At 74.8% G+C, this 22,066-nt stretch carries 19 protein-coding genes; 9 read left to right on the forward strand and 10 right to left on the reverse strand.

Translation table 11 applies throughout. The annotated features are described in order from the left end of the window. Positions 1-35 precede the first annotated feature (35 nt). From K7640_RS26680 to K7640_RS26705, 6 genes are all read left to right on the forward strand, one after another. Positions 36-191: a DUF4177 domain-containing protein gene (locus tag K7640_RS26680; RefSeq protein ID WP_013289021.1), complete on the forward strand. Its 156-nt coding sequence runs from the start codon at positions 36-38 to the stop codon at positions 189-191. 5 nt (positions 192-196) lie between these two features. Further along, entirely contained in the window at positions 197-658 is a 462-nt protein-coding gene (locus tag K7640_RS26685) for a RidA family protein (protein ID WP_222957686.1), read from the forward strand. A 124-nt stretch (positions 659-782) separates the two neighbouring features. Further along, entirely contained in the window at positions 783-1,583 is an 801-nt protein-coding gene (locus K7640_RS26690) for an MBL fold metallo-hydrolase (RefSeq protein WP_222957687.1), read from the forward strand. Then, on the forward strand, positions 1,580-5,170 hold the full coding sequence (locus tag K7640_RS26695) for an adenylate/guanylate cyclase domain-containing protein (protein ID WP_222957688.1): 3,591 nt from the start codon (positions 1,580-1,582) through the stop codon (positions 5,168-5,170). Before K7640_RS26690 ends, K7640_RS26695 begins: the two co-directional genes overlap by 4 nt. Before the next feature lie 415 nt (positions 5,171-5,585). Beyond that, complete coding sequence (locus tag K7640_RS26700; protein ID WP_222957689.1) at positions 5,586-6,056, forward strand: hypothetical protein; 471 nt, start codon at positions 5,586-5,588, stop codon at positions 6,054-6,056. A 31-nt stretch (positions 6,057-6,087) separates the two neighbouring features. After that, positions 6,088-7,617 carry a serine/threonine-protein kinase gene (locus K7640_RS26705; RefSeq protein ID WP_222957690.1) on the forward strand — a complete coding sequence of 510 codons (1,530 nt, stop codon included), beginning with the start codon at positions 6,088-6,090 and terminating at the stop codon, positions 7,615-7,617. On the opposite strand, the gene K7640_RS26710 is transcribed toward K7640_RS26705, so the two are convergent. After that, on the reverse strand, positions 7,604-7,942 hold the full coding sequence (locus K7640_RS26710) for a hypothetical protein (RefSeq protein WP_222957691.1): 339 nt from the start codon (positions 7,940-7,942) through the stop codon (positions 7,604-7,606). The two genes, K7640_RS26705 and K7640_RS26710, sit on opposite strands and share 14 nt — an antisense overlap. Positions 7,943-8,092: 150 nt before the next feature. On the opposite strand from K7640_RS26710, the gene K7640_RS26715 reads away from it, so the two are divergent. Both K7640_RS26715 and K7640_RS26720 read left to right on the forward strand, forming a co-directional pair. Continuing rightward, complete coding sequence (locus K7640_RS26715; protein WP_222957692.1) at positions 8,093-9,034, forward strand: transporter substrate-binding domain-containing protein; 942 nt, start codon at positions 8,093-8,095, stop codon at positions 9,032-9,034. Further along, a complete protein-coding gene (locus tag K7640_RS26720; RefSeq protein WP_222957693.1) occupies positions 9,031-10,062 on the forward strand; it encodes a hypothetical protein in 1,032 nt (343 codons plus the stop codon). The genes K7640_RS26715 and K7640_RS26720 overlap by 4 nt, the downstream gene beginning before the upstream one ends. A gap of 37 nt (positions 10,063-10,099) precedes the next feature. On the opposite strand, the gene K7640_RS26725 is transcribed toward K7640_RS26720, so the two are convergent. The 9 genes from K7640_RS26725 to K7640_RS26765 form a co-directional block, all read right to left on the reverse strand. Beyond that, the gene (locus K7640_RS26725) at positions 10,100-11,290 is read right to left on the reverse strand and encodes an acyl-CoA dehydrogenase family protein (protein WP_222957694.1); all 1,191 of its coding nucleotides are present in this window, start codon (positions 11,288-11,290) and stop codon (positions 10,100-10,102) included. Then, a complete protein-coding gene (locus K7640_RS26730; protein ID WP_222957695.1) occupies positions 11,287-13,341 on the reverse strand; it encodes a biotin carboxylase N-terminal domain-containing protein in 2,055 nt (684 codons plus the stop codon). The genes K7640_RS26725 and K7640_RS26730 overlap by 4 nt, the downstream gene beginning before the upstream one ends. A gap of 8 nt (positions 13,342-13,349) precedes the next feature. Beyond that, positions 13,350-14,951: an acyl-CoA carboxylase subunit beta gene (locus tag K7640_RS26735; protein WP_222957696.1), complete on the reverse strand. Its 1,602-nt coding sequence runs from the start codon at positions 14,949-14,951 to the stop codon at positions 13,350-13,352. Next, entirely contained in the window at positions 14,948-16,087 is a 1,140-nt protein-coding gene (locus K7640_RS26740) for an acyl-CoA dehydrogenase family protein (RefSeq protein WP_222957697.1), read from the reverse strand. The genes K7640_RS26735 and K7640_RS26740 overlap by 4 nt, the downstream gene beginning before the upstream one ends. Then, on the reverse strand, positions 16,084-17,808 hold the full coding sequence (locus tag K7640_RS26745; RefSeq protein ID WP_374198128.1) for an acyclic terpene utilization AtuA family protein: 1,725 nt from the start codon (positions 17,806-17,808) through the stop codon (positions 16,084-16,086). Before K7640_RS26745 ends, K7640_RS26740 begins: the two co-directional genes overlap by 4 nt. Beyond that, positions 17,805-18,599 (reverse strand): TIGR03084 family metal-binding protein, encoded by a 795-nt coding sequence (locus K7640_RS26750; protein WP_222957698.1) that lies wholly within the window; start codon positions 18,597-18,599, stop codon positions 17,805-17,807. Before K7640_RS26750 ends, K7640_RS26745 begins: the two co-directional genes overlap by 4 nt. A gap of 31 nt (positions 18,600-18,630) precedes the next feature. After that, positions 18,631-19,284 (reverse strand): TetR/AcrR family transcriptional regulator, encoded by a 654-nt coding sequence (locus K7640_RS26755; RefSeq protein WP_222957699.1) that lies wholly within the window; start codon positions 19,282-19,284, stop codon positions 18,631-18,633. Between the two features lie 255 nt (positions 19,285-19,539). Further along, a complete protein-coding gene (locus K7640_RS26760; RefSeq protein WP_222957700.1) occupies positions 19,540-20,289 on the reverse strand; it encodes a metallophosphoesterase in 750 nt (249 codons plus the stop codon). Positions 20,290-20,508: 219 nt separating this feature from the next. Next, positions 20,509-21,186: a Crp/Fnr family transcriptional regulator gene (locus tag K7640_RS26765; protein WP_007073398.1), complete on the reverse strand. Its 678-nt coding sequence runs from the start codon at positions 21,184-21,186 to the stop codon at positions 20,509-20,511. 208 nt (positions 21,187-21,394) lie between these two features. Between K7640_RS26765 and K7640_RS26770 the strand changes: the two genes are divergently transcribed. Further along, a complete protein-coding gene (locus K7640_RS26770) occupies positions 21,395-22,060 on the forward strand; it encodes an adenosylcobinamide amidohydrolase (RefSeq protein WP_222957701.1) in 666 nt (221 codons plus the stop codon). Positions 22,061-22,066 lie beyond the last annotated feature (6 nt).

Here is a 22,066-nt window from a genome sequence, read left to right on the forward strand (position 1 = left end):
GAACAGTCCACGTCAGGCAAGGGAGCCTTCCACCGATGCAGAAGTGGGAATACGCCACCGTTCCGCTGCTGGTCCACGCCACCAAGCAGATCCTCGACAACTGGGGTGAGGACGGCTGGGAGCTGGTCTCCGTGGTGCCCGGGCCGAACCCGGAGCAGCTCGTCGCGTACCTGAAGCGCCCGAAGGGCTGACCAGCATGAGCAACGGACCGCACGCGAAGCTCGCGGAACTCGGCCTGGCCCTGCCCGAGGTGGTGCCCCCGGTGGCCAGCTACGTGCCGGCCGTGCAGTCGGGGCAGCACGTCTACGTCTCCGGCCAGCTGCCGATGGCCGAGGGCAAGCTGCTCGCCACCGGCAAGGTCGGCGCGGGCGTCTCCGCCGACCAGGCGAAGGACCTGGCGCAGCGGTGCGCGCTGAACGCGCTGGCCGCGATCGACTCCCTGGTCGGCCTGGAGAACGTGGTCAAGGTGGTGAAGCTGACCGGCTTCGTGGCGAGCGCGGCCGGGTTCACCGGCCAGCCCGGCGTGATCAACGGCGCGTCCGACCTGTTCGGGGCGGTCTTCGGTGAGGCCGGCCGGCACGCCCGCAGCGCCGTCGGGGTCGCCGAGCTCCCCCTCGACGCCCCCGTCGAGGTCGAGGTCATCGTCGAGGTCGCCTGACCCACCCCGCTCCACCCCGCGATCTTGCGGTTTCCGCCCGGTCGAAAGCCGTGAACGGCCACAAAACCCAGGCCGAACCTGCAAGATCGCGGGGAGTGGCGGCGGGGGTCGTACGATCGCAGCCATGGGCGGGCATGTGACGGGGGCGGTCGGTGCGCTCGCGGACGAGCTGCCGGCCTGGGTGACGCTGCTGCGCGCGCCGAATCCCGGGCCGATGACGCTCGACGGCACCAACACCTGGGTGCTGCGCGCCCTCGGCGCGGAGCACGCGGTCGTCGTCGACCCCGGCCCGGCCGACGAGGCGCACCTGGCCGCGATCGCGGCGCACGGGCCGGTCGGGTTCGTGCTGATCACCCACGGCCATCCGGACCACACCGAGGGCGCTCCGCGCCTGAGTGAGCTGCTCGGCGGCGCGCACGTGCTGGCCGTCGACCCGGCGCACACCATCGGCGGTGAGCCGCTGAACGAGCCGGGCGAGCACTTCGGCATCGAAGGGCTGGAGATCCACCTGCTCGACACCCCCGGGCACACCGCCGACTCGGTCTGCTTCCTGGTCGAGCACGGCGACGAGCGGGTGGTGCTCACCGGGGACACCATCCTCGGCCGGGGCACCACCGTGGTCGCCCACCCCGACGGGCACCTCGGGGACTACCTGTCGAGCCTGGAACTGCTCTCGACGTACACCGGGATCCCGGCGCTGCCCGGGCACGGCCCGGCGCTGGCCGACTGCGGCGCCGCCGCCGACTACTACCTGGCCCACCGGCGGGCCCGGCTGGACCAGGTCCGGGCCGCGGTCGCCGCCGGGGCGACCACCGCGCCGGAGGTGGTCGCGGTGGTCTACGCCGACGTCGACCGCTCCCTGTGGTGGGCGGCCGAGTGGTCGGTCCGGGCCCAGCTCGAACACCTCGGGGTGGAGCAGCCGTGACCTGCCCGGTGTGCGGAACGGTGGCGGTGCCCGGCGCCCGGTTCTGCCACAACTGCGGGGCGGCGCTGCCGGCCGCCGCGACGCTGCCCGCCGCCGAGCGGCGGGTGGTCACCGTGCTCTTCGGCGACCTCTCCGACTTCACCTCCTGGTCCGAGGACCTCGACCCGGAACGGGTCGGCGCGGTCACCGACCGGGTGCTCGCCGCCCTCGCCGGCGCGGTCAAGACCTTCGGCGGGCACGTCGACAAGCTCACCGGCGACGGGATCATGGCGGTCTTCGGCGCGCCGGTCGCCCACGAGGACGACGCCGAGCGCGCGGTGCGCGCCGCGCTGTCCATGCAACGGGCGGTCCGCCGGGTGCTCGACGACGAGCGCGGCGGCGGCGCGCCACTGGGCCTGCGGGTCGGCCTGAACACCGGGGACGTGATCGCCGGCATCCAGGCCGCCATCGAATACACGGTCATCGGCGACACGGTGAACACCGCCGCCCGGCTGGCCGACGCCGCCGCCGTCGGCGCCGTCTACGCCGGCGCGCGCACCTCCGCCGCCACCCGGCACGTCGCCTCCTGGCGGGCGCTGCGCCCGCTGCGGCTCAAGGGCAAGCGGGAACCGGTCGAGGCGTACGAGCTGCTCGGGCTCCTGGACGCCCCGGGCACCCGGTCCGGCCTCGGCGACGAGGCGCCCTACGTGGGCCGGGAAACCGAGATCGGCCGGGTCGCCGGCCGGCTCGCCGAGGTGATCGACCGGGGTGAGCCGCGGGTGCTGCTGATGACCGCCGAGGCGGGCATCGGCAAGTCCCGGTACGCCGCCGAGGTGGAACGCCTCGCCGCCGGGTACGACGTGGGCGCCGGCCGGTTCGCCGCGCACACCGGGGCCCGGGTGCTCTCCGTACGCTGCGCCGCCTTCGGCGAACGGCGCCGGCTCGCCCCCCTCGCCGACCTGGTCCGGGCCGCCACCGGCCTGCCCAGCGACCCGGCCACCGCGCTCACCCGGCCGGCCGTGGAGGAGCGGCTGCGCCGCCTCGCCCAACGGCTCGCCCGGCTGCGCACCGAACCGGTCCCGCTCGCCACCGACCAGCTGCTCGCCCTGCTCGGGTACGCCGAACTGCCCGCCGCGCACGGCACCGACAACGGCGAGTGGAGCGCCACCGCCCCGCCACCGGACGCCGAGGCGGTGCCGAACGCGGTCGCCGGGCTGCTCAACGGGCTCGCCACCGAGGCCCCGCTGGTGGTCGTGGTGGACGACCTGCACGACGCCACCGCGGAGACCATCGACGCGCTCGGGGTGACCCTGTCCCGGCTCACCGGGCCGGTCCTCGTGCTGCTGCTCGGCCGGCCCGAGCTGGTGCGCACCGCCGGCGCGCTGACCCGGGTCGCCGACGCCGAGGTGCACGCGCTGCCGCCGCTGCGCGGCGCGGACGCGGCCCGGCTGCTGACCAGCTACCTGGCCGGCGGGAAGCTGCCGCAGCCCGACACCGACCGGCTGCTCGCCACCGCCCAGGGCAACCCGTTCTACCTGGCCGAGCTGGTCACCCTGCTGATGGAACGCGGGGCGCTGACCGTCGGGCCGGGCCGGGGCACCTCCGGCGGCTGGCGGCTGGCCCCCGGCTCGCTCGGCAGCCGGCTGCTCTCCCGCGACCTCGCGGCGGTGCTCGCCGCCCGGATCGACGCGCTGCCGCCGGACGCCCGCTCGGTGCTGCGCGACGCGGCGGTGGTCGGCGACACCGTGCCGAACGGCGCGCTGGAGGCGCTGCGCGAGCAGCGGACCGGGCGGGACGGCCGGCCGGCGGCGGTGGCCGCCGTCGAAGCCGACCGGGCCGTCGAGGAACTGCTGCAACGCCGCATGCTGCACCGCACCCGATCCGGCTACGCGTTCGCCACCCCGCTGATGCGGGAGGCCGCCTACGCCGGGGTGAGCAAGGCCGAGCTGGCCGAGCGGCACGCCGCGCTGGCCCGCTGGGCGGTCGGCCCGGACGGCGGCGGCGAGACGACCGCACCGGGCGGCCTCACCGACGCGGCCCGCGACGACTTCGTCGCCGAGCACGTGGAACGGGCGGCGGCGCTGGCCGACGCGGTGAAGCTGCGGCCGGACGCGCCGGCCCGTACGGTCACCCCGCTGGGCGTGACCGCGCTGGGCCGGGCGGCCCGCCGGTCCCTGCAGGCCGGTGAGCCGGCACTCGCCGTCGAGTACGCCGAACGCGCCGCCGAACTGGCCCGCGACGGCGTACCGGCGGCCGACCGGGTGGTGCACGCCCGGGCGCTGCTCCAGATCGGCCGCCCCGCCGACGCGCTCGCCTTCGCCGAGAAGATCGCCGCCAACACCAGCGATCCGGGCACCCGGGCCAGCGCGTTGCTGCTCGCCGGGCAGGCCCAGCAGACCCTCGGTGACCAGGGCCGGGCGGTCTCCTGCTGGCAGGAGGCATTGCAGGTGGCCACCGACGGCGAGCTGCCCAACCTGCGGGCCTCGGCGATGCGCCGGCTCGGGATGGCCGACTTCATCGCCGGCCGGCTCGGCCAGGCGAGCAGCCGACTGGCGGCCTCGTACCAGGTCAGCCTGGCGCACCAGGATCCGCGCGGGCAGGCCTGGTCGTTGCAGAACCTGGCCTGGGTGACCACCACCCGGGGCGACTTCGCCGGCACCGACGCGGTGCTCGGCCGGGCGGCCCGGCTCTTCGCCGAGCTGAAGGACCCGTACGGGCGGGCCTGGCTGCGCGGCACCACGGCGTTCGCCCGGCTGCTCGCCGGCCGGCTGAAGGAGGCGTGCCGGATGGCGCAGGTGTTCCTGCCCTTCGGCGAGCGGGTCGGCGAGGCATGGGCGGTCGGCACGCTGCGCGCGGTGCAGGCGTTCGCCACCGCCGAGCTGGGCGAACTGGGCGACGCGGACCGGGAGGCGCGGCGGGCGTACCGGGAGTTCGCCGCGGTCTCCGACGACTGGGGGCGCGGCTTCGCCCTGGTGGTCCGCGGGGTGGTGGCGCGCGGGCTGGGCGAGCCGGAACACGCGGCGGACCTGCTCACCGACGCCATGTCGTACGCGCAGCGCACCTCCCACCCGCTGCTGACCGGGATGGCCGGCACGCTGCGCGGCTTCGTGGCCCTGGACATGGGCGACCATGAGGCTGCCGAGCGGGACGCCCGGGCCGTGCTGACCGCCGTCGAGCCGCACAACCCGCAGGCGCCGGCCCAGGTCGGCCCCCGGGTGCTGCTGGCCACCGCCCGGCTGGCCGCCGGTGATCCGGCCACCGCCGTCGGGCTGCTCGCCCCGGTGGCCACCGCCGCCGCGCACGCGCCCTCGCTGCTCTTCTCCCGCCGCCAGACGATGGCCCGGTACGCGTCCGCGCTGCTCGCCCACGGCCAGCGGGAACAGGCGCTGGACTGGGCCCGCCGAGCGGTCGAGGCGCCGGCCGAGGACGTCCGCAGCCAGGTGATCGCGGCCAGCGTGCTGGCCGAGGCGTTGGCCGCCTGCGGCCGGCCGGCGGAGGCGCTGGCCAGCGCCGAGGAGGCGGTCCGGCTGGCGTACGCCACCGAGCAGGCCGGCGAGCGACCCGCCGCCGACGCCCTACTCGCCCGCCTCACCCCCGCCCCCGTCTGACCCCCGCGCGCCGCCACCCCTCCCACACCCCGCCCCGCCCCGCCACCCTCGCGGTCCCGCCCCCTCGCGTCCCGCCCCTCGTCGGTGGGCCGTGAGGGGGCAACTTCGTGGAAGTTGTTGCCTCGGTCGGGTGGGGAGGGGACAACTTCCCTGAAGTTGCTGCCGGGCCGGGCCGGGTGGGGCCGGCGCAGTGACCGCACCGGGTCGTGGTCGCGCCGGTGCGGCCGGGCGGCGTCGGGCGGCGCGGGGTCGGGTCGGGCGGGGTCGGGCCGGGCGGGGTCGGGCCGCCGTCGGGCGCGGCGGGTACGGGGGGAGGTTTGGCGGTTGAGGGGATGTGGGTGTCGGTAGTGACCGCTAGCGTGTCGGGGTCGACAGCGGCCGTCCACGATGGCGGCCCGGGGCCGGGGGAGGACGAATGAGGCTGCCGCGATCCGGTGCGGGGTGGACGATCGCGGTGTTCGGTGTGCTGGCGGTGGTGCTCGGCGCGCTCGGACTGATCTGGCCGGAGACCCAGTTGCGGATGCTCGGCTTCGCGGTGCCGGCCGAGCGCGGCGCCGGGGACTACACGGGCACCTTCCTGATGGCGTCCTCGATGGCCTCGTTCAACATGGGGGTCTACTACCTGCTGGCGACGGTGACCGAGTGGCGGGCCTTCTTCCGGTTCACCGTGGTCTTCCGGCTGGTCACGTTCACCGTGTTCAGTATCGCGGTGCTGGCGGACGTGGCGCCGGACCGGTTCTTCGCGGTGGCCGCCTGGGAGGGTTTGGGCGCGGTGGCGACCGCGGTCGGATTGTGGTGGGACGATCGGCGGTCGGTGTCCGGGTCGGTGTCCGGGGCGGCCACCACCGGGGCGGGTCCCGTCCCGGCGGCGGACGCGGCCCACTGAGCGGGCCGGGTCATTGGGTATTTTCGAAGCTGTGACCGACACCCCGTCCGGCGCCCTCCGGGCACCCATAGTGCCCGGTCTGACCGATCTGGAGATTTTTGCCCGGGGCGGTTACGCGACCGTCTACCGGGCCACGCAGATCTCCGTGGGGCGCGAGGTCGCGGTCAAGGTGGAGAACCGCACCCTGGACAGCGACCGTGACCAGGCCCGCTTCCTGCGCGAGGCGCGCGCCGCCGGCCGGATGTCCTCGCACCCGCACGTGGTCGACCTCTTCGACGTCGGGGTCACCGTCGACCAGCACCCCTACCTGATCATGGAGCTCTGCGACGGCTCGTACGCCGAGCGGATGCGCACCTCGCCGCTGGACGCCGTGGAGGCCCGCGACCTCGGGGTGAAGATCGCCGACGCGCTCGCCCACTCGCACGCGGCGGGGGTGCTGCACCGGGACGTCAAGCCGGCCAACATCCTCCACTCGCAGTTCAACTCGGCGGTGCTCGCCGACTTCGGCCTGGCGGTGCTCGCCGAGGTGCGCGACGCCTCGGTGACCCTGGAGGTGCTCACCCCCGCGTACGCCCCGCCGGAGATGTTCAGCCACAGCCCGCCGTCGCCGGCCGTCGACGTCTACGCGCTCTGCGCGACGCTCTACGCGGTGATGCACGGCCGGCCGCCGCGCTGGCAGTCCGAGCGCAACCCCAGCCTGGTCACCGTGCTGGAGATGTTCCACCAGCCGATTCCGGGGCTGCCCGGGGTGCCGGACGAGCTCATCGACGTGCTCCGCGCCGGGATGGCCAACGAGCCGGGCGACCGGCCGTCCGCGGTGGAGTTGCGCGACCGGCTGGCGGCCCTGCCACTCGGCGGCCCGGCCACCCCGGTCAGCGGCGCGCCGATCAGTGGCGCCCCGGTCAGCGGCGGCGCGGCCCGGTCCGGCCCGGCCAGGTCCGGGGAGACCGGCTCCGGCCGGGGCGCTCCGGCGACGCCCGGCGCGGACCATCCCACCGAGCCGACCACCGGCCGCCGCTGGCGGCGGCGCTGGTTCCTCGGCTCGGTCGGGGTGCTCGCGCTGGCCGCGTCCGCCAGTGCCGGCGCCTGGATGGCGGGCGGCGCCCCGCCGGTGACCGCGCCGACCCCGGGCGGCACCGGGGCGACCAGCCCGGCGGCGGCCCGGTGGGCGCTGCCCGGCTGCGGGCCGTCCGGCGCCGAGCTGCCCGCCGGGGCCGTCTGCACCCCGAGCCTGGAGTGCTTCGGCCCGGTGCGGGTGCGCGGCAGCCAGGCCGAGGCGACCCGGCTGCCCTGCGACGGCCGGCACACCTGGGAGACGTACGCCCTGGGTGAACTGCCGGCCGCGCTGGTCGGCGCGTCCCACGCCACGATCAGCGCCGACCCGCGGGTGCGCCGGGTGTGCGGCCCGGAGACCTTCCGGCTGACCAGCGGCATCCGCTACCCGACGGGCTGGCGCCTCGAGGTGCTGCCGCCCGACGACACGGGCGCCGACCGGACCTTCCGTTGCCTGGCCGGGCGGGGTGTGGACGCGCTCGACTCGCCGACGCTCACCGGTCGCTGAGGCCGTCGATCCGGCGGTAGCGCTCGCGCAGCGCCCGGATCGCCTCCGGGTGGTCCAGGGTCTCCAGGGTGTCGGCGTCCATCCGGTACGGCCCGCCGCCCGGTTGCCGGGGCGGCTCCGGCGGGACCGGGTCCCGGTCGTCGCCCTGCCGGGCGGCCGCCACCGAGACGCCCGCCACCATGGCGCAGAGCAGCGCCAGCAGCGCCAGCACCACTGCCAGGACGCCGCGTGGACGCCCGACGGCGAGGGCGACCAGCAGGGCCGCCGCCGCCAGTGCCGCGGCGATCGCTCGGGTCCGCGCGTCGTTCCTCGGGAATCGCCTCACCCGTCAAGCATCTCGCGGCGGTGCAAACTGTCAATCCGCGCATCGGTGGGAGGCGGGCGGTGCACAGCGCCTCGGCGCCACCACCACGGAGATGGACGGGCGTCGTTACCCTCGGTGTCCCGCCGGTCCTCCCCTCAGCGAGGTAACCCGATGAGCGACGTCACCGCCCGCCACCGCCTCCGGTCGGTCGCCACCACGCTGGCAGTGGCCCTGACCCTCACCCTTGCGGCGGCGGCCGGCTGCGACAACCGCAAGGATCCGCCGTTGCCGTCGGTACTGGACAAGCTCCGCGAGTCGCACATCGACGGACAGCCGAAGATCAAGATTGGGGTGGCGACCACCGAGCCGTTGATGGGGGAACTGCGCAACGGCGTACACGGCGGATTCGATGTGGAGATCGCCCGCTACCTCGCGGCCTTCCTCGGCTTCGCCGGGGACCAGCGGATCGAGTGGGTGTCGCTGGCGACCGAGGACCGGATTCCGGCGTTGCAGGGTGGCGTGGTCGACCTGGTGGTGTCCAGCTTCTCGATGACCGAGGAGCGCGAGAAGCTGGTCAGCTTCGCCGGGCCGTACTTCGTCACCACCCAGGAGGTGATGGTGCCGGTGCGCCTCAAGAACCGGATCAGGACGATCGAGGACCTCCGCCGGCCCGAGTACCGGATCTGCACCAGCGGGGGCTCCACCACCGAGGCCGAGCTGGAGAAGCACGACGTCAAGGCGTACGTGGTCAAGGAGGTCGGCGACTGCGTCCGGGGCATCCGCGAGGGCAGGTACGACGCGGTCAGCACGGACGAGACCATCCTCGCCGGCTTCCTCTCGCTGTACCCGAAGGAGTTCGAGATCGTCGACATGCCCTTCGGCACCAGCGAACTGCTCGGCGTCGGTGTGCCGATCGGCGATCCGGCGCTGCGCGACCTGGTCGCCTTCGCCCTGCAGAAGAGCTACCTCCAGGGACGCAGCGGGCTCAGTAGTCCCTGGCTGACGGCGTACAACCGGACCCTCGGGCCGTGGCTGAAGGCGGACAAGTCGCAGCCGCAGCCGCTGAACGTGCCGAAGCTTGTCGACTTCGACGACAAGGCGCCGGTGAGGTGAGCGCCGCCGTCACCGAAGAGGCCCGGCCCGCCACGCCGCCGCCGGCCGTACGCGATCCGGCGGAACGGCGCGCCCGGGCCAGCCAGTCCTTCTGGTCGGCGGTGGTGGGCGTGCCGGCGATCTTCTCCGTACTCCGGCTCGGCGTGGAGGCCGGCGGTGAGCTGCAGACCACGCTGCTGCTGGTGGCGAACGTCGGCACGGTGAACCTGCTCGCCGGTTTCCTCACCACGGCGGCGCGGCTGCTCTCCACCGGCCTGGTGGCGACCTTCGCGCTCGGTGCGGTGCTGCGGGTGAGCGTGGAGCGGATGCCGGCCACCGTCCGCCGCCCGCTGCTCGCCCGCTGGGTGGACGTCACCCCGGCGTGGTTCGCGGTGGCCAGCTTCCTGCTCGCGCTGATCACCTGGCAGCTGCTCTATCTGCCGCTGCTGGTGCCGGCGTTCGTGGCCGCCTTCCAGTTGACCCCGGCGCGGCTGCACGAGCGACGGATCCCCCGGCTGCTCATCCTGGCCGGGCTGCTGGTCGGGTACGCCTGGTTGCTCGCCCCGACGCTGGTGGACGCCGCTCGGCAGCGGGAGTGGCTGGCGGTGGCGCTGCTCGCCGCCCCGCCGCTGCTCGCGCTCTGGATCACCGGCCCGCTGCCCGGGGCGGTGATCCGGCCGCTCGCCTCGATCACCGAGGCGGCCGTACTGGCCACCCTGGTCTGGGCGGCGTTGCCGGTGATCAGCACGCCGGTCCTGCCGCTGACCGTCACCACGGTGGAGTCCGCGCCGGGCGTCACCGAGGACATCCGCGGGCACGTGGTGACCACTGACGACGTGAGCATGGTGCTGCTCCAGGACCGCGGTGGCGTCCGGTACGTCCCGACCGACCAGGTACGCGCGCAGGTGCTCTGCCCGGGCGAGGAGGAACTGCCCCGGCACCGGCTGCGCATCCATGACTTCCACGTCGACGACTCGCTGTTGGAGGGGCTGGGCCGGCGGGTGCGCCCGGTGCACCGGATCGACGCCGCCTGCCGGGCGGTCGGCTGAGGGCTGGCGACACCTCACCGGCCCGCAGCCGCCCGGCTCAGTACGACTTGTCCTGGCCGAGGACGTGCTGGGCGACGAAGTTGAGGATCATCTCCCGGCTGACCGGGGCGATCCGGCCGGCCCGGACCCCGCCGAGCAGCGTCGCCACCCCGTACTCGGTGGTCATGCCGGCCCCGCCGAGTGCCTGCACGGCGGTGTCCACGGCGAGCGCGGCGGCCTCGGCGGCGGCGTACTTGGCCATGTTGCCGGCGACGCCGGCCTCCAGGTCCCGCCCGGCGTCGTAGAGCGTGGCCGCCTTGTGGATCATCAGCCGGGCCAGTTCCACCTGCACGGCCGCGTGCGCCAGCGGATGCGCCACGCCCTGGTGGGAGCCGATCGAACGCCCGGCCCAGACCTTCCGGGTCGCCGTGTACTCCGAGGCCCGCTCGATGGCGTAGCGGCCGGTGCCGGCGCTCATCGCGGCCACCGTGATCCGCTCCGGGTTCAGCCCGGCGAACAGCGCCGGCAGGCCGGCGTCCAGCGACTCGCCGACCAGCGCGTCGGCGGGCAGCCGGACGTCGTCCAGATAGAGCAGGAACTGGTTCTCCGGGGAGAGGATCTCCATGTCCAGTTTGGACGTCGTCAGCCCGGGCGCGTCGGTGGGCACGACGAACAGCGCCGGCTTCAACTTCTGCCCAGCGGCGTCCCCTGCGCCAGCACTGACGTCTTCGACAGCGACGCGGGCCACCACCAGCACGTGGCCCGCCTCGTCGAGGCCGGAGATGTAGCACTTGCGGCCGGTGAGCAGCCAGTCGTCGCCGTCGCGGCGGGCCACCGTGCCGAGCCGGTGGAAGTTCGAGCCGGCGTCCGGTTCGGTGATCGCGAAGACGATCTTCTGGGAGCCGTCGGCGAGACCGGGCAGGTGCCGCTTGCGCTGCTCCTCCGTACCGTGTTTGTTGATCACCGTGGCGGCGATGGCGGGGGAGACGACCAGGAGCAGCAGCGGGCAGCCGGCCGCGGCCAGCTCCTCGCAGACGATGGCCAGCTCGGTGATGCCGCCGCCCCCGCCGCCGTACTCGGTGGGGATGTTGACCCCGAGGTAGCCGAGCCGGCCGGCTTCGTGCCACAGCTCGGTGGTGTGTTCCCCCGACTTCGCCTTCTCGACGAAGTAGGAGTGGCCGTACCTGCGCCCCAGCGTGCGGACGGCGTCGCGGAGCTGGTCCTGCTCGGGGGTGAGGTCGAAGTTCACTGCGGGTCCTCCTCGGGGTCGACCACGGCCAGGACGGCGCCCGTCTCGACCTGACCGCCGGCCGGCACGGGCAGCGCGGCGACCACGCCGTCGGCGGGGGCGAGCACGGGGTGTTCGAGCTTCATCGCTTCCAGGGTCAGCAGCAGGTCACCGGCGGCGACCCGCTGGCCGACCTCGACGTGCACCCGGGCCACCGCGCCGGGCAGCGGCGCGAGCAGCGACCCGGCCGCCAGCTCCGCGGTGGGCAGCGGGAACCGGGGCAGCTCGGTGAGGCTCGCCGCCCCCGCCGGGCCGTCCACGAAGACCGCCGACCCCACCCGGTGTACGCGGAACGAGCGCCGCACCCCGTCGACGTCGAGCACGACGCGATCCGGGGCGGTCGTCACCAGCGTCACCGCCGGCGGGTCGTCCGCACACGTCGGCTCGCTGTTAAGAGGGGCACCCTCCTCTACCGGAGGCGTTAACAGGGGGCCCCTCCTTTCACCTGTGCTCGACCACTCGGCCAGCGCGCCGTCGCGGTCCAGCCGGTAGCGCACCTCGATCTCGCCGCCGTCCGCTGCCGCGAAGCGGGCGACCTGCGGGAACGCGGGCACGTTCCGCCAGCCGGAGGGCAGCCCGGCGAGCACCGGGGCGGCCGCCCGGCGCGCGGCGGCCGAGGCGAGCGCGGCGGCCAGTGCCGTCACCGGCAGCAGGTCGGCCGAGACCAGCGGGGCGAACACCTCCGGGTGCCGGTCCAGGAAGCCGGTGTCGACGTCCGCCGCGCCGAACTCCCGACTGCGCAACGTCCGGACCAGCAGGTCCCGGTTGGTGGCCACCCCGTGCAACTCGGCGCGGGCCAGCGCACCCGCGAGGGCCCGGGCCGCCTCGGCGCGGGTGGGCGCCCAGGCGATCAGCTTGGCGAGCATCGAGTCGTAGTGGACGCTCACCGTCGAGCCGTCCACCACCCCCGAGTCCAACCGCAGGCCCTTCGTCGGAGTGAACTCGCCGGCCAGCTGCGGGACCGCGAACCGGTGCAGGGTGCCGGTGGCCGGGCGGAAGCCCTGCGCGGGGTCCTCGGCGCAGAGGCGTACCTCGATCGCGTGCCCGTCGACCGGCGGGGTCGCCGCCAGCGGCAGCGGCTCGCCCTCGGCGACCAGCAGTTGCCACCGGACCAGGTCCAGCCCGGTGACCGCCTCGGTGACCGGGTGCTCCACCTGGAGGCGGGTGTTCATCTCCAGGAAGTAGAACTCGCCGTCCGGTGCGAGCAGGAACTCGACAGTGCCCGCGCCGACGTACTCGACGGCCCGGCCGGCGGCCACCGCCGCCGCGTGCAGCCGTTCCCGCAGGCCCGGGTCGAGGACCGCCGGGGCCTCCTCGACGATCTTCTGGTGCCGGCGCTGGATCGAGCAGTCCCGCTCGCCGAGGGCCAGCACCGTGCCGTGGGTGTCGCCGAAGATCTGCACCTCGACGTGCCGGCCGCGCTCGACGTACCGCTCGATGAAGACCGTGCCGTCGCCGAACGCCGCAGCCGCCTCGCGGCGCGCGGAGGCCACGGCCTCGGCCAGGCCGGCGGCGTCCCGGACCACCCGCATGCCCCGCCCGCCGCCCCCGGCGGACGCCTTCACCAGCACCGGGAAGTCGGTCACCTGGTCGGCGTCGGTCCAGGTCGGCAGCATCGGCACGCCGACGTCGGCGAGCAGCGCCTTGGCGGCCATCTTGTCGCCCATCGCGGCGATCGCCTTCGCCGGGGGCCCGACCCAGGTCAGCCCGGCGTGGTCGGGGTCGCCGACCCGCATGGCGAACTCGGCGTTCTCGGCCAGGAAGCCGTAGCCCGGGTGCACGGCGTCCGCGCCGGTGCGGCGGGCCGCGCGCAGGATCTGCACCATGTCCAGGTACGTCTCGGCGGGCGTGTGCCCCGGCAGGCGGGTGGCCACGTCCGCCTCGGCGGCGTAGGGCGCGTCGGCGTCCGCGTCGGAGTACACGGCGATCGTGGTGATGCCGAGCGTGCGACAGGTGGCGAAGATCCGGCGGGCGATCTCCCCCCGGTTGGCGACCAGCAGTCGTGAGATCACAGCAGCTCCTACATCCGGAAGACGCCGAAGCCGTCGGCGCCCTTCACCGGTCCGTTGTGGATCGCCGACAGGCAGAGCCCGAGGACGGTACGGGTGTCCCGCGGGTCGATCACCCCGTCGTCGTAGAGCCGGCCCGAGAGGAACAGCGCACCGGACTGCGACTCGATCTGCTGCTCGACCATCATCCGCATGGCCGCGTCGGAGTCCTCGTCGTAGTCCCGGCCCCGGGCGGCGGCGGCCTGCCGGGCGACGATCGACAGCACGCCGGCCAACTGCGCCGGCCCCATCACCGCCGACTTGGCGTTCGGCCAGGTGAACAGGAACCTCGGCTCGTACGCCCGGCCGCACATGCCGTAGTTGCCGGCCCCGTACGAGGCGCCCAGGTTGACCGTCAGGTGCGGCACCTTCGAGTTCGACACCGCGTTGATCATCAGGGCGCCGTGCTTGATGATGCCGCGCTGCTCGTACTCGGTGCCGACCATGTAGCCGGTGGTGTTCTGCAGGAAGACCAGCGGGGTGTCGGCGGCGTTGGCGAGCTGGATGAACTGGGCCGCCTTCTGCGCCTCCTCGCTGAACAGCACGCCCCGGGCGTTGGCCAGCACGCCGACCGGCCACCCGTGCAGCTCGCCCCAGCCGGTGACCAGCGCGGTGCCGTACGCCGGCTTGAACTCGTCGAACTCGCTGCCGTCCAGCACCCGGGCCAGCACCTCGCGCGGGTCGAACGGCACCTTGAGGTCGGCGCTGGCGATGCCGAGCAGCTCCTCCGGGTCGTACCTCGGTGGCTGCGGGAGCGGGTTGCGTGGTGGCGGGCCCTGCTTGCGCCAGTTGAGCCGGCGTACGCACTGCCGGGCCAGCCGGATGCCGTCCCGCTCGTCGGCGGCGAGGAAGTCGGCCAGACCCGACGTCGTGGCGTGCATCGCCGCGCCGCCCAGCGACTCGTCGTCGGTGATCTCGCCGGTGGCCATCTTCACCAGCGGCGGCCCGGCCAGGTACACCTGCGACCGGTCCCGGATCATGATCGTGTAGTCGGACATCCCGGGCACGTACGCGCCCCCGGCGGTGGCGTTGCCGAAGACCACGCTGACCGTGGGGATCCGCTCGGCCGAGAGCCGGGTCAGGTCGCGGAACACCCGGCCGCCCGGGATGAAGATCTCCGCCTGGGTGGGCAGGTCCGCGCCGGCCGACTCGACCAGGTTCACCATCGGCAGCCGGTTGGCCAGCGCGATCTCACCGGCCCGCCGGGTCTTCGCCAGCGACCACGGGTTGATCGCGCCGCCGCGTACCGTCGGGTCGTTGGCGATGACCAGGCACTCCACCCCCTCGACCACGCCGATGCCGGTCACCGTGCTGGCCCCGACCGGGAAGTCTGTGCCGTACGCGGCCACCGGGGACAGCTCCAAAAACGGGCTGTCCGGGTCGAGCAGCAGCTCGATCCGCTCCCGGGGCAGCAGCTTGCCGCGCTTGTGGTGCCGGGTCACGTACTTCTCGCCGCCACCGGCGCGGGCCTGGTCGAGCGCGGCCTCCAGCTCGGCGAGACGTTCCCGCAGCGCCTCCCGGTTGGCCGTGAACGCGGGTGCGGACGGGTCGAGCGCGCTCTGGAGAACAGTCACAGGCCCATGCCCTTCGCGATGATCTCGTTCATGATCTCGGTGGTGCCGCCGCCGATGCCGAGGATCCGGGCGTCCCGGTAGTGCCGCTCGACCTCGGCGTCGCGCAGGTAGCCGAAGCCGCCGTGCAGTTGCAGCGCCTGGTCGACCACCCAGTCGCAGGCGGCGACCGCGACGTTCTTCGCCATCGCCACCTCGGTCACCACCGGCTGGCCCGCGGCGACCCGTTCCGCCACGTCGTGCACGTACGCCCGGGCCGCCTCGGCGCGGGTGTGCATCTCGGCCAGCCGGTGCCGGATCAGCTGCCGGCCGGCGAGCGGACGACCGAACGTGGACCGGTCCCGGCACCAGCGGATGGTCAGCTCGACGCAGCGTTGCGCGGTGGCATACGCCTGCGTGGCCAGGGAGAGGCGCTCGGTGCCGAACTGCTGCATGATGGCGAGGAAGCCGGTGTCCTCGGGGCCGATCCGGTTCGCCACCGGCACCCGTACGTCGACGAAGGACAGCTCGGCGGTGTCCGAGCAGTGCCAGCCCAGCTTCTCCAGCCGCCGCCCCACGGTGAAGCCGGGCGTACCCTTCTCGATCACCAGCAGGCTGAGCTCGGCCGAACCGGGGAACTCGGCGCACACCGCGGTGGTGACGAAGTCGGCCCGCAGGCCACTGGTGATGTACGTCTTCGCCCCGTTCACCACGTAGTGGTCGCCGTCCCGCCGGGCGTAGGTGCGGATGCCGGCCACGTCGGAGCCGCCGTCCGGCTCGGTGATCGCCAGCGCGCCGATCATGGTGCCGGCCAGCGTGGGCCGGACGTACCTGTCGACAAGCGACTCGTCGCCGGCGGCGATCATGTGCGGCAGCGCGATGCCGTGCGTGAACAGCGCGGCGATCAGCCCGGACGAGCCGCCCGAGCGGATGATCTCCTCGGTGACCACGATCGAGTCGAGCAGGTCGCCACCGCTGCCGCCGAACCGCTCCGGGAAGCCGATGCCGAGCAGCCCGATCTTGGCGGCGGTCTGGTGCAGCGCCCGGGGCACCTCGCCGGCCCGCTCCCAGTCGTCCAGGTGCGGCAGCACCTCCCGGGTCACGAAGGCGCGGGTCAGCTCGCGCAGCTGCCGGCGCTCGGGAGTGTCCACGATGGTCACGCCGGCACCTCCGCCGGCAGGTCGACCACCCGCGAGCGGAGCAGCTCGCCCAGCGCCTTGGCCTGCGGGTCGAACCGGGTGGAGGCGGCCACCCCCTGGCCGAGCAGCCCTCGGATGACGAAGTTGACCGCCCGCAGGTTCGGCAGCTCGTACCGCTCGACGGTCAGCGGGGCGGTCTCCGGCAGCAGCTCGGCCAGCCGCTCGACGGTGAGCCAGCCGCGCAGCCAGGCCCAGGTCTGGTCGGTGCGGGCCCAGACGCCGAGGTTCGCGTCCCCACCCTTGTCCCCCGAGCGCGCCCCGACCAGCTCACCCAGCGGCCCGCGCCGGGTGGGGTGCGAGGAGAGGCCCCCGGTCAACGCATTCCGTGGTACCGGGGCCGCCGGCAAACCGGTCACCGGCGGCGGGGCGATCGTGACGCGCTCGCCGGACGGCAGCACCGCCACGTGCCCGACCGCGCCCTGCGGCACGGCGTCGGCGGTGAACACCCCGTACGGGGTGGCGTCGCCCGGCAGGGTGGTTAGCGTGCAGCCCGGGTAGGAGGCCAGCGCCAGCTCCACCGCCGCCGCCGAGAACGCCCGCCCGGCCCGCGCCTTGTCCCCGTCGCGCAGGTGTACGTGCAGCAGCGCGCTGGCCGCCTCGGTGTCGGCGGCGTCCGGATGGTCGGTCCGGGCCAGCGTGAACTCCAGCCCGGCCGGGCCGACCGCCGCCTCGAGCTGCCCCCTGACCAGTGCCGCCTTGGCCGGGATGTCCAGCCCGCACAGCACGAAGGTCATCGAGTTGCGGAAGCCGCCCAGGTTGTTCACCCCGACCTTGAGGGTGTCCGGCGGTGGGGCGCCCCGTACCCCGCTCACCCGGACCCGGTCCGGCCCGTCGGCGGTCAGCTCGACGGTGTCCAGCCGGGCGACGACGTCCGGGCCGAGGTAGTCGGGGCCGCCCACCTCGTACAGCAGTTGGGCGGTGACCGTCTCGACGGTCACCGCGCCGCCGGTGCCCGGATGCTTGGTGAGCACCGACGAGCCGTCCGGGTGCAGCTCGGCGATCGGGAAGCCGGGCCGGTGGCCGCCGTCGGGCAGTTCGGTGAAGAAGCTGAAGTTGCCGCCGGTGACCTGCGCGCCGCACTCGATCAGGTGCCCGGCCACGGTCGCGCCGGCCAGCGCGTCCAGGTCGTCCCGCCCCCAACCGAACCGGGCGATGGCCGGCCCGACCGCCAGCGAGGCGTCGGTGACCCGGCCGGTCACCACCACGTCCGCCCCGGCGTCGAGGCAGGCGGCGATGCCGAACGCCCCCAGGTAGGCGTTGGCGGTCAACGCGTCCGGCCGGTCGAGCGCGTCGCCCTCGACGTACCCGATCCGCACGGTCAGGCCGAGTCGGTCGGCGAGCGCGCCGATCGCGGCGGCCAGGCCGGCGGGGTTGAGGCCGCCGGCGTTGGTCACGATCTTCACGCCCCGGTCCAGCGCGGTGCCGAGGCAGCCCTCGGCCTGGCGCAGGAACGTCTTCGCGTAGCCCAGGGAGGGGTCGCGCAGCCGGTCCCGGCCGAGGATCAGCATGGTCAGCTCGGCCAGGTAGTCGCCGGTGAGCACGTCCAGCTCACCGCCGTCGAGCATCTCCCGCCAGGCGGCGAACCGGTCGCCGTAGAAGCCGGAGGCGTTCCCCACCCGCAACACGCCCGGCGGGTCACCCGCCGTCACCGGCCGCGCGCCGTCGGGACCCGCCTCGCTCACGCGGTCACCTCGCGGCCCGCCGGCTCCCGCTTGCCGCCGGGTGGGCCGGCGAACGCCTGGGCCACGTCCAGCCACTCGTCGGCGATCGGGCCGGTGGCGACCAGGGCCAGGTCGCCGCGGTGCCGGCGCTGGGTGACCAGCAGGCAGAAGTCCAGCGCCGGGCCGGTGACCCGGTCGGCGGCCTCCGCCGGCCCGAACGTCCAGGTCCCGCCGTCGGGTGCGGCCAGCTCGACCCGGACCGGCACCGCCGGCACGGCCCGGCCGTGGGCGGCGAAGCCGTGCCCGAGGGTACGGAAGCCGAGGTGCGCCACGTGCCGCAGCCGGTCGGTCGGGGTACGCCGCACGCCGAGCGTGTCGGCCACGTCCTCGCCGTGCGCCCAGGTCTCCATGAGCCGGGCGGTGGCCATCGAGGCGGCGGACATCCGGGTGCCGAACCAGGGCAGCTTCTCGGTGGCCGGCACGGCGGCGAGCGCGGTCGCCAGGGCGTCGCGCCCGGCCCGCCAACGGGTCAGCAGCTCGGCCGGCGGGGCCAGGAAGGATGCGGCCCCGTCGTCGACCAGCCGGGCCGGGTCGGGGGCGGCGGCCACGGTGGCGTAGAACGCCTCGGCGTCGGTGGCGGCCAACCGGCTCACGTGGTCGGTCCAGGCGAGGTGCGCGATCTGGTGTGCCACCGTCCAGCCGGGAGCGGGTGTCGGTCGGTCCCACGCCGGTGCCGGCAGCGCCGCGACCAGGGCGTCGAGCTGTGCCGACTCGGCGGCCAGCTCGGTGAGCAGTGCGGTGTGGTCGACCATCGTGCCTCCGGGCGGGGTGGGCCGGTCAGGGTCAGTGCCGTCCGTCGGCGTCGGCGCGGCCGGGGCGGCGCGCGGCCTCGTCGGGGGTGAGCAGGGTGGACAGCTGGTGTTTCCAGGTGGCGAGCAGCGCGGTGCGCCGGGCCGAGTCGTCGCTGAGCAGGTTCGCCACGCCCAGCCCGCGCATCAGGTCGAGGGTGGCCTGGACGGCCTCCCGGACGCCCGGGCGGCGCTCGTCCACGCCGAGCAGCTCGACGGTGAGCCGGTGCATCTCCCGGCCGACCCGCGCCTCCAGCGGCACCAGCGCGGCGCGCAGCTCGGCGTCGGTGCGGGCGGCCACCCAGAGCTCGAGGGCGGCGACGAAGAGTGGCCCGGTGAAGGCGGCGGCCAACAGGTCGATCACCCGGTCGAGTCGGCGCGGGCCGGCGGGAACCGCGTCGGCCTCGGCCCGCAGCTCGGCGGCCCGGCGTTCGGCCAGGTGGTCGACGGCGGCGGTGACCAGGGCGGTCTTGGTGGGGTAGTGGTGCAGCTGCGCGCCGCGGGAGACCCCGGCGCGGGCGGCGACCACCGTGGTGCTGGTGCCGGCCCAGCCGTGCTCGATCAGGCAGTCGACGGTCGCCTCCAGCAGCCGGGCCTGGGTGGCGCGGCTGCGCTCCTGCTGCGGGACGCGGGTCGATGCGGCGGGCACGGGGACAGCCTGCCGCCGCCGAAACAAACAGTCAAGACTGACTTTTTCTCGTGACCGTCAGCCGAACGTGTCGCGGCGCAGGCCGCGACGATGAGCCACCGGCGGCGAGGCGCTGCCGGCCCCACGGTGACCGGCGGGGCGGGTGTCATGAGCCGTCAGCGTAGGCAGCCGGTGCGGCACTCGATCACGATCGGGGCACGGATCGATGCCGGGTGGAGGTCGATGCAGAGTTCGGCGTCTCCGGCCCCGGCTGAGTCAGGTGGGACGGCCGTCGCGCGGGGCGAAGGCGGTGAGCGCGTCCAGGTCGCTGTGCCGGGAGCGGACGTACTCGTCGGCCCAGGCGGCGGCGTCCGGAAAGCCGGACTCGGCGGTGATCCGGGCGCAGGCGGCGGGCACGTCGAACTCGGTGCGGCGCAGCTGCACGCCGGGGCCGAGCAGCGCCCAGCAGGCGCCCGAGCTGCCGTACGGCATCCCGACGCTGCCCGGGTTGACCACCAGCCGGCGGTCGACCAGCCGGCTGAACGGCATGTGGGTGTGCCCGCAGACCACCGTGCGGACCTCGGCCGGCACCCCGGCGAACACCTCGGCCCAGCGCTGCGGCCGGGAGTCGACCAGGACGACCTCCTCGTCGTCGCGGGGCGTGGCATGGCAGAAGAGCGTCGGGCCGAGGCCGGCGACGTCCAGCGTGACGGTCAGCGGCAGCCCCGCCAGCCGGGCCACCTGGTCGTCGCGGAGCTGCGCGGCGGCCCAGTTCGAGACGTCGTAGGAGGCCGGTCGGCCGGCTCGGGCCGCGACCAGATCCCGCTCGCCGTTGCCGCCCACCCAGCAGGCCCGGTCACCGAGCGAGACGAGCAGGTCCAGCACCTCGACCGGTTGCGGGCCGTCCGCGATGTCCCCGGTGAGCACGATCAGGTCGGCGGCGGCCACGTCCGGCTCGGCCAGTACGGCCTCCAGCGCCGGCAGCGCACCGTGGATGTCGGAGAGGACGGCGACTCGTTCGATCATCCTGCCACCCTGACCGGCCGTGTCCTGCCGGGTCCAGACCTTCTGCCGTCGGCAGACACCGCCGGGCCCGCCGTCCACCGGCCCGCGCAGGGCGATGTTCGTCCCGGCCTGCTTCTGGGCGGCCGGCGGCTGCGGAGCGGGTGGCCAGGGCGGCGGCGCGAACGGGACCGGCCCGGACCGCACGACGGCGGGCCGGGCCGGGAGGCTGTCCGGGATCGGTCAGACGCGGGCGCGGCGGGCCAGGCGCTCCGGGTCGAGGATGATGATGCTCTTGCCGTCCAGCCGCAGCCAGCCGCGCGACGCGAAGTCGGCGAGGGCCTTGTTGACGGTCTCCCGGGAGGCGCCGACCAGCTGGGCGATCTCCTCCTGGGTCAGGTCGTGGGTCACCCGCAGCACGCCGCCGTCGCGGGTGCCGAACCGGCCGGCCATCTGGAGCAGGTTCTTGGCGACCCGGCCGGGCACGTCGGTGAAGATCAGGTCGGCCAGCGAGTCGTTGGTCCGGCGCAGCCGGCGGGCCAGCACCCGGAGCAGCTGCTCGGCGATCTCCGGCCGGTTGTTGAGCCAGGGCCGCAGCGCCTGCTTGCGCAGCCGGACCAGCCGGGTGTCGGTCACCGCGGTGGCGGTCGCCGTCCGCGGGCCGGGGTCGAAGAGCGACAGCTCGCCGACCATGTCCGACGGCCCCATCACGGCGATCAGGTTCTGCCGGCCGTCCGCCGCCCGGCGACCAACCTTGATCTTGCCGGACAGGAGGATGTAGAGACTGTCGCCGGGCTCGCCCTCGTTGAAGACGACCTCGCCCTTGCGGACCTCGATCGTCTCCATCTCCTTGGCGAGCGCCTCGGCAGCCTCCGGGTCGACGCCCTGGAAGATCCCGCTGCGGGCCAGTACCTCGTCCATCGCGCACCTCCGCCTACGCGTGCCGTCCGTCGGCCCGGGTCCGCCGTCCGCTGATCCCCTCGCGCGTCGCCAAGTCTAGGCGCACGTGAGCTGGAATCAGAGGCGCACCCCTGGAAACTTGATCGTTGGGCGTAACCGCCGCGACTCGAACCAGCAGTACGATCGCCACCCGATCGGGGGAGCCGGCCCGCCGCCGTAGGGTCTCCCCGTGCTCGACGACCCCGTGCTGACCACCCGTGCCGAGGACGGCCGGGACGACGTCCCCCTGCTCGTCTGGCGGGCCGCCCGGCCGCTGCTGACGGTCAGCAGCGCCCCGCTCGGCGGTGGCCTCGGCCCGCGCCGCTGGGTGGTCAACGCGACAGTGCCCATGTCGTACGCCCGGGACGACCCGGCCGACCACCTGGCCGAGCTGGCCGACCGGCTCGGCCTGGACGGACCCGGGGTGGGCCTGTTGACCGGGGTGGACGTCGCCGAGGTGGTGGCCCGCGCCGACGGCGGCGTCCGGGTCTGGGCGACCGTCGGGCTGGGCACCCCGGTCCCCGCCGCCGCGCCCACGCCGGCGGCGCCCGGGCAGCGGGTCGGCACGGTCAACATCATCGGGTACGTCCCGGTGCGGCTCGGCGCGGCGGCGCTGGTGAACGCGGTGGCCACGGTGACCGAGGCGAAGGTCCAGGCGATCGCCGACCTCGGCCTGCCCGGCACCGGCACCCCCACCGACGCGGTCACCGTCTGCTGCCCCGCCGACGGGCCGGCCGCCCCGTACGGCGGGCCCCGCTCGGCCTGGGGCGCCCGGCTGGCCCGGGCCGTGCACGCCGCCGTGCGCGACGGCGGCGCCGGCCCGGTGGTGCCCTGGTCGGAGCGGGTGACGCGGTGAACTTCC

It is taken from the genome of Micromonospora sp. PLK6-60 (genome assembly GCF_019890675.1).
Lineage (GTDB): Bacteria > Actinomycetota > Actinomycetes > Mycobacteriales > Micromonosporaceae > Micromonospora.

Coding starts and splice junctions, on each gene's coding strand:
- K7640_RS26750 (WP_222957698.1), bottom strand. CDS start 18,599: ATGGTCGACCACACCGCACTGCTCACCGAGCTGGCCGCCGAGTCGGCA.
- K7640_RS26715 (WP_222957692.1), top strand. CDS start 8,093: ATGAGCGACGTCACCGCCCGCCACCGCCTCCGGTCGGTCGCCACCACG.
- K7640_RS26680 (WP_013289021.1), top strand. CDS start 36: ATGCAGAAGTGGGAATACGCCACCGTTCCGCTGCTGGTCCACGCCACC.
- K7640_RS26690 (WP_222957687.1), top strand. CDS start 783: ATGGGCGGGCATGTGACGGGGGCGGTCGGTGCGCTCGCGGACGAGCTG.
- K7640_RS26700 (WP_222957689.1), top strand. CDS start 5,586: ATGAGGCTGCCGCGATCCGGTGCGGGGTGGACGATCGCGGTGTTCGGT.
- K7640_RS26685 (WP_222957686.1), top strand. CDS start 197: ATGAGCAACGGACCGCACGCGAAGCTCGCGGAACTCGGCCTGGCCCTG.
- K7640_RS26760 (WP_222957700.1), bottom strand. CDS start 20,289: ATGATCGAACGAGTCGCCGTCCTCTCCGACATCCACGGTGCGCTGCCG.
- K7640_RS26765 (WP_007073398.1), bottom strand. CDS start 21,186: ATGGACGAGGTACTGGCCCGCAGCGGGATCTTCCAGGGCGTCGACCCG.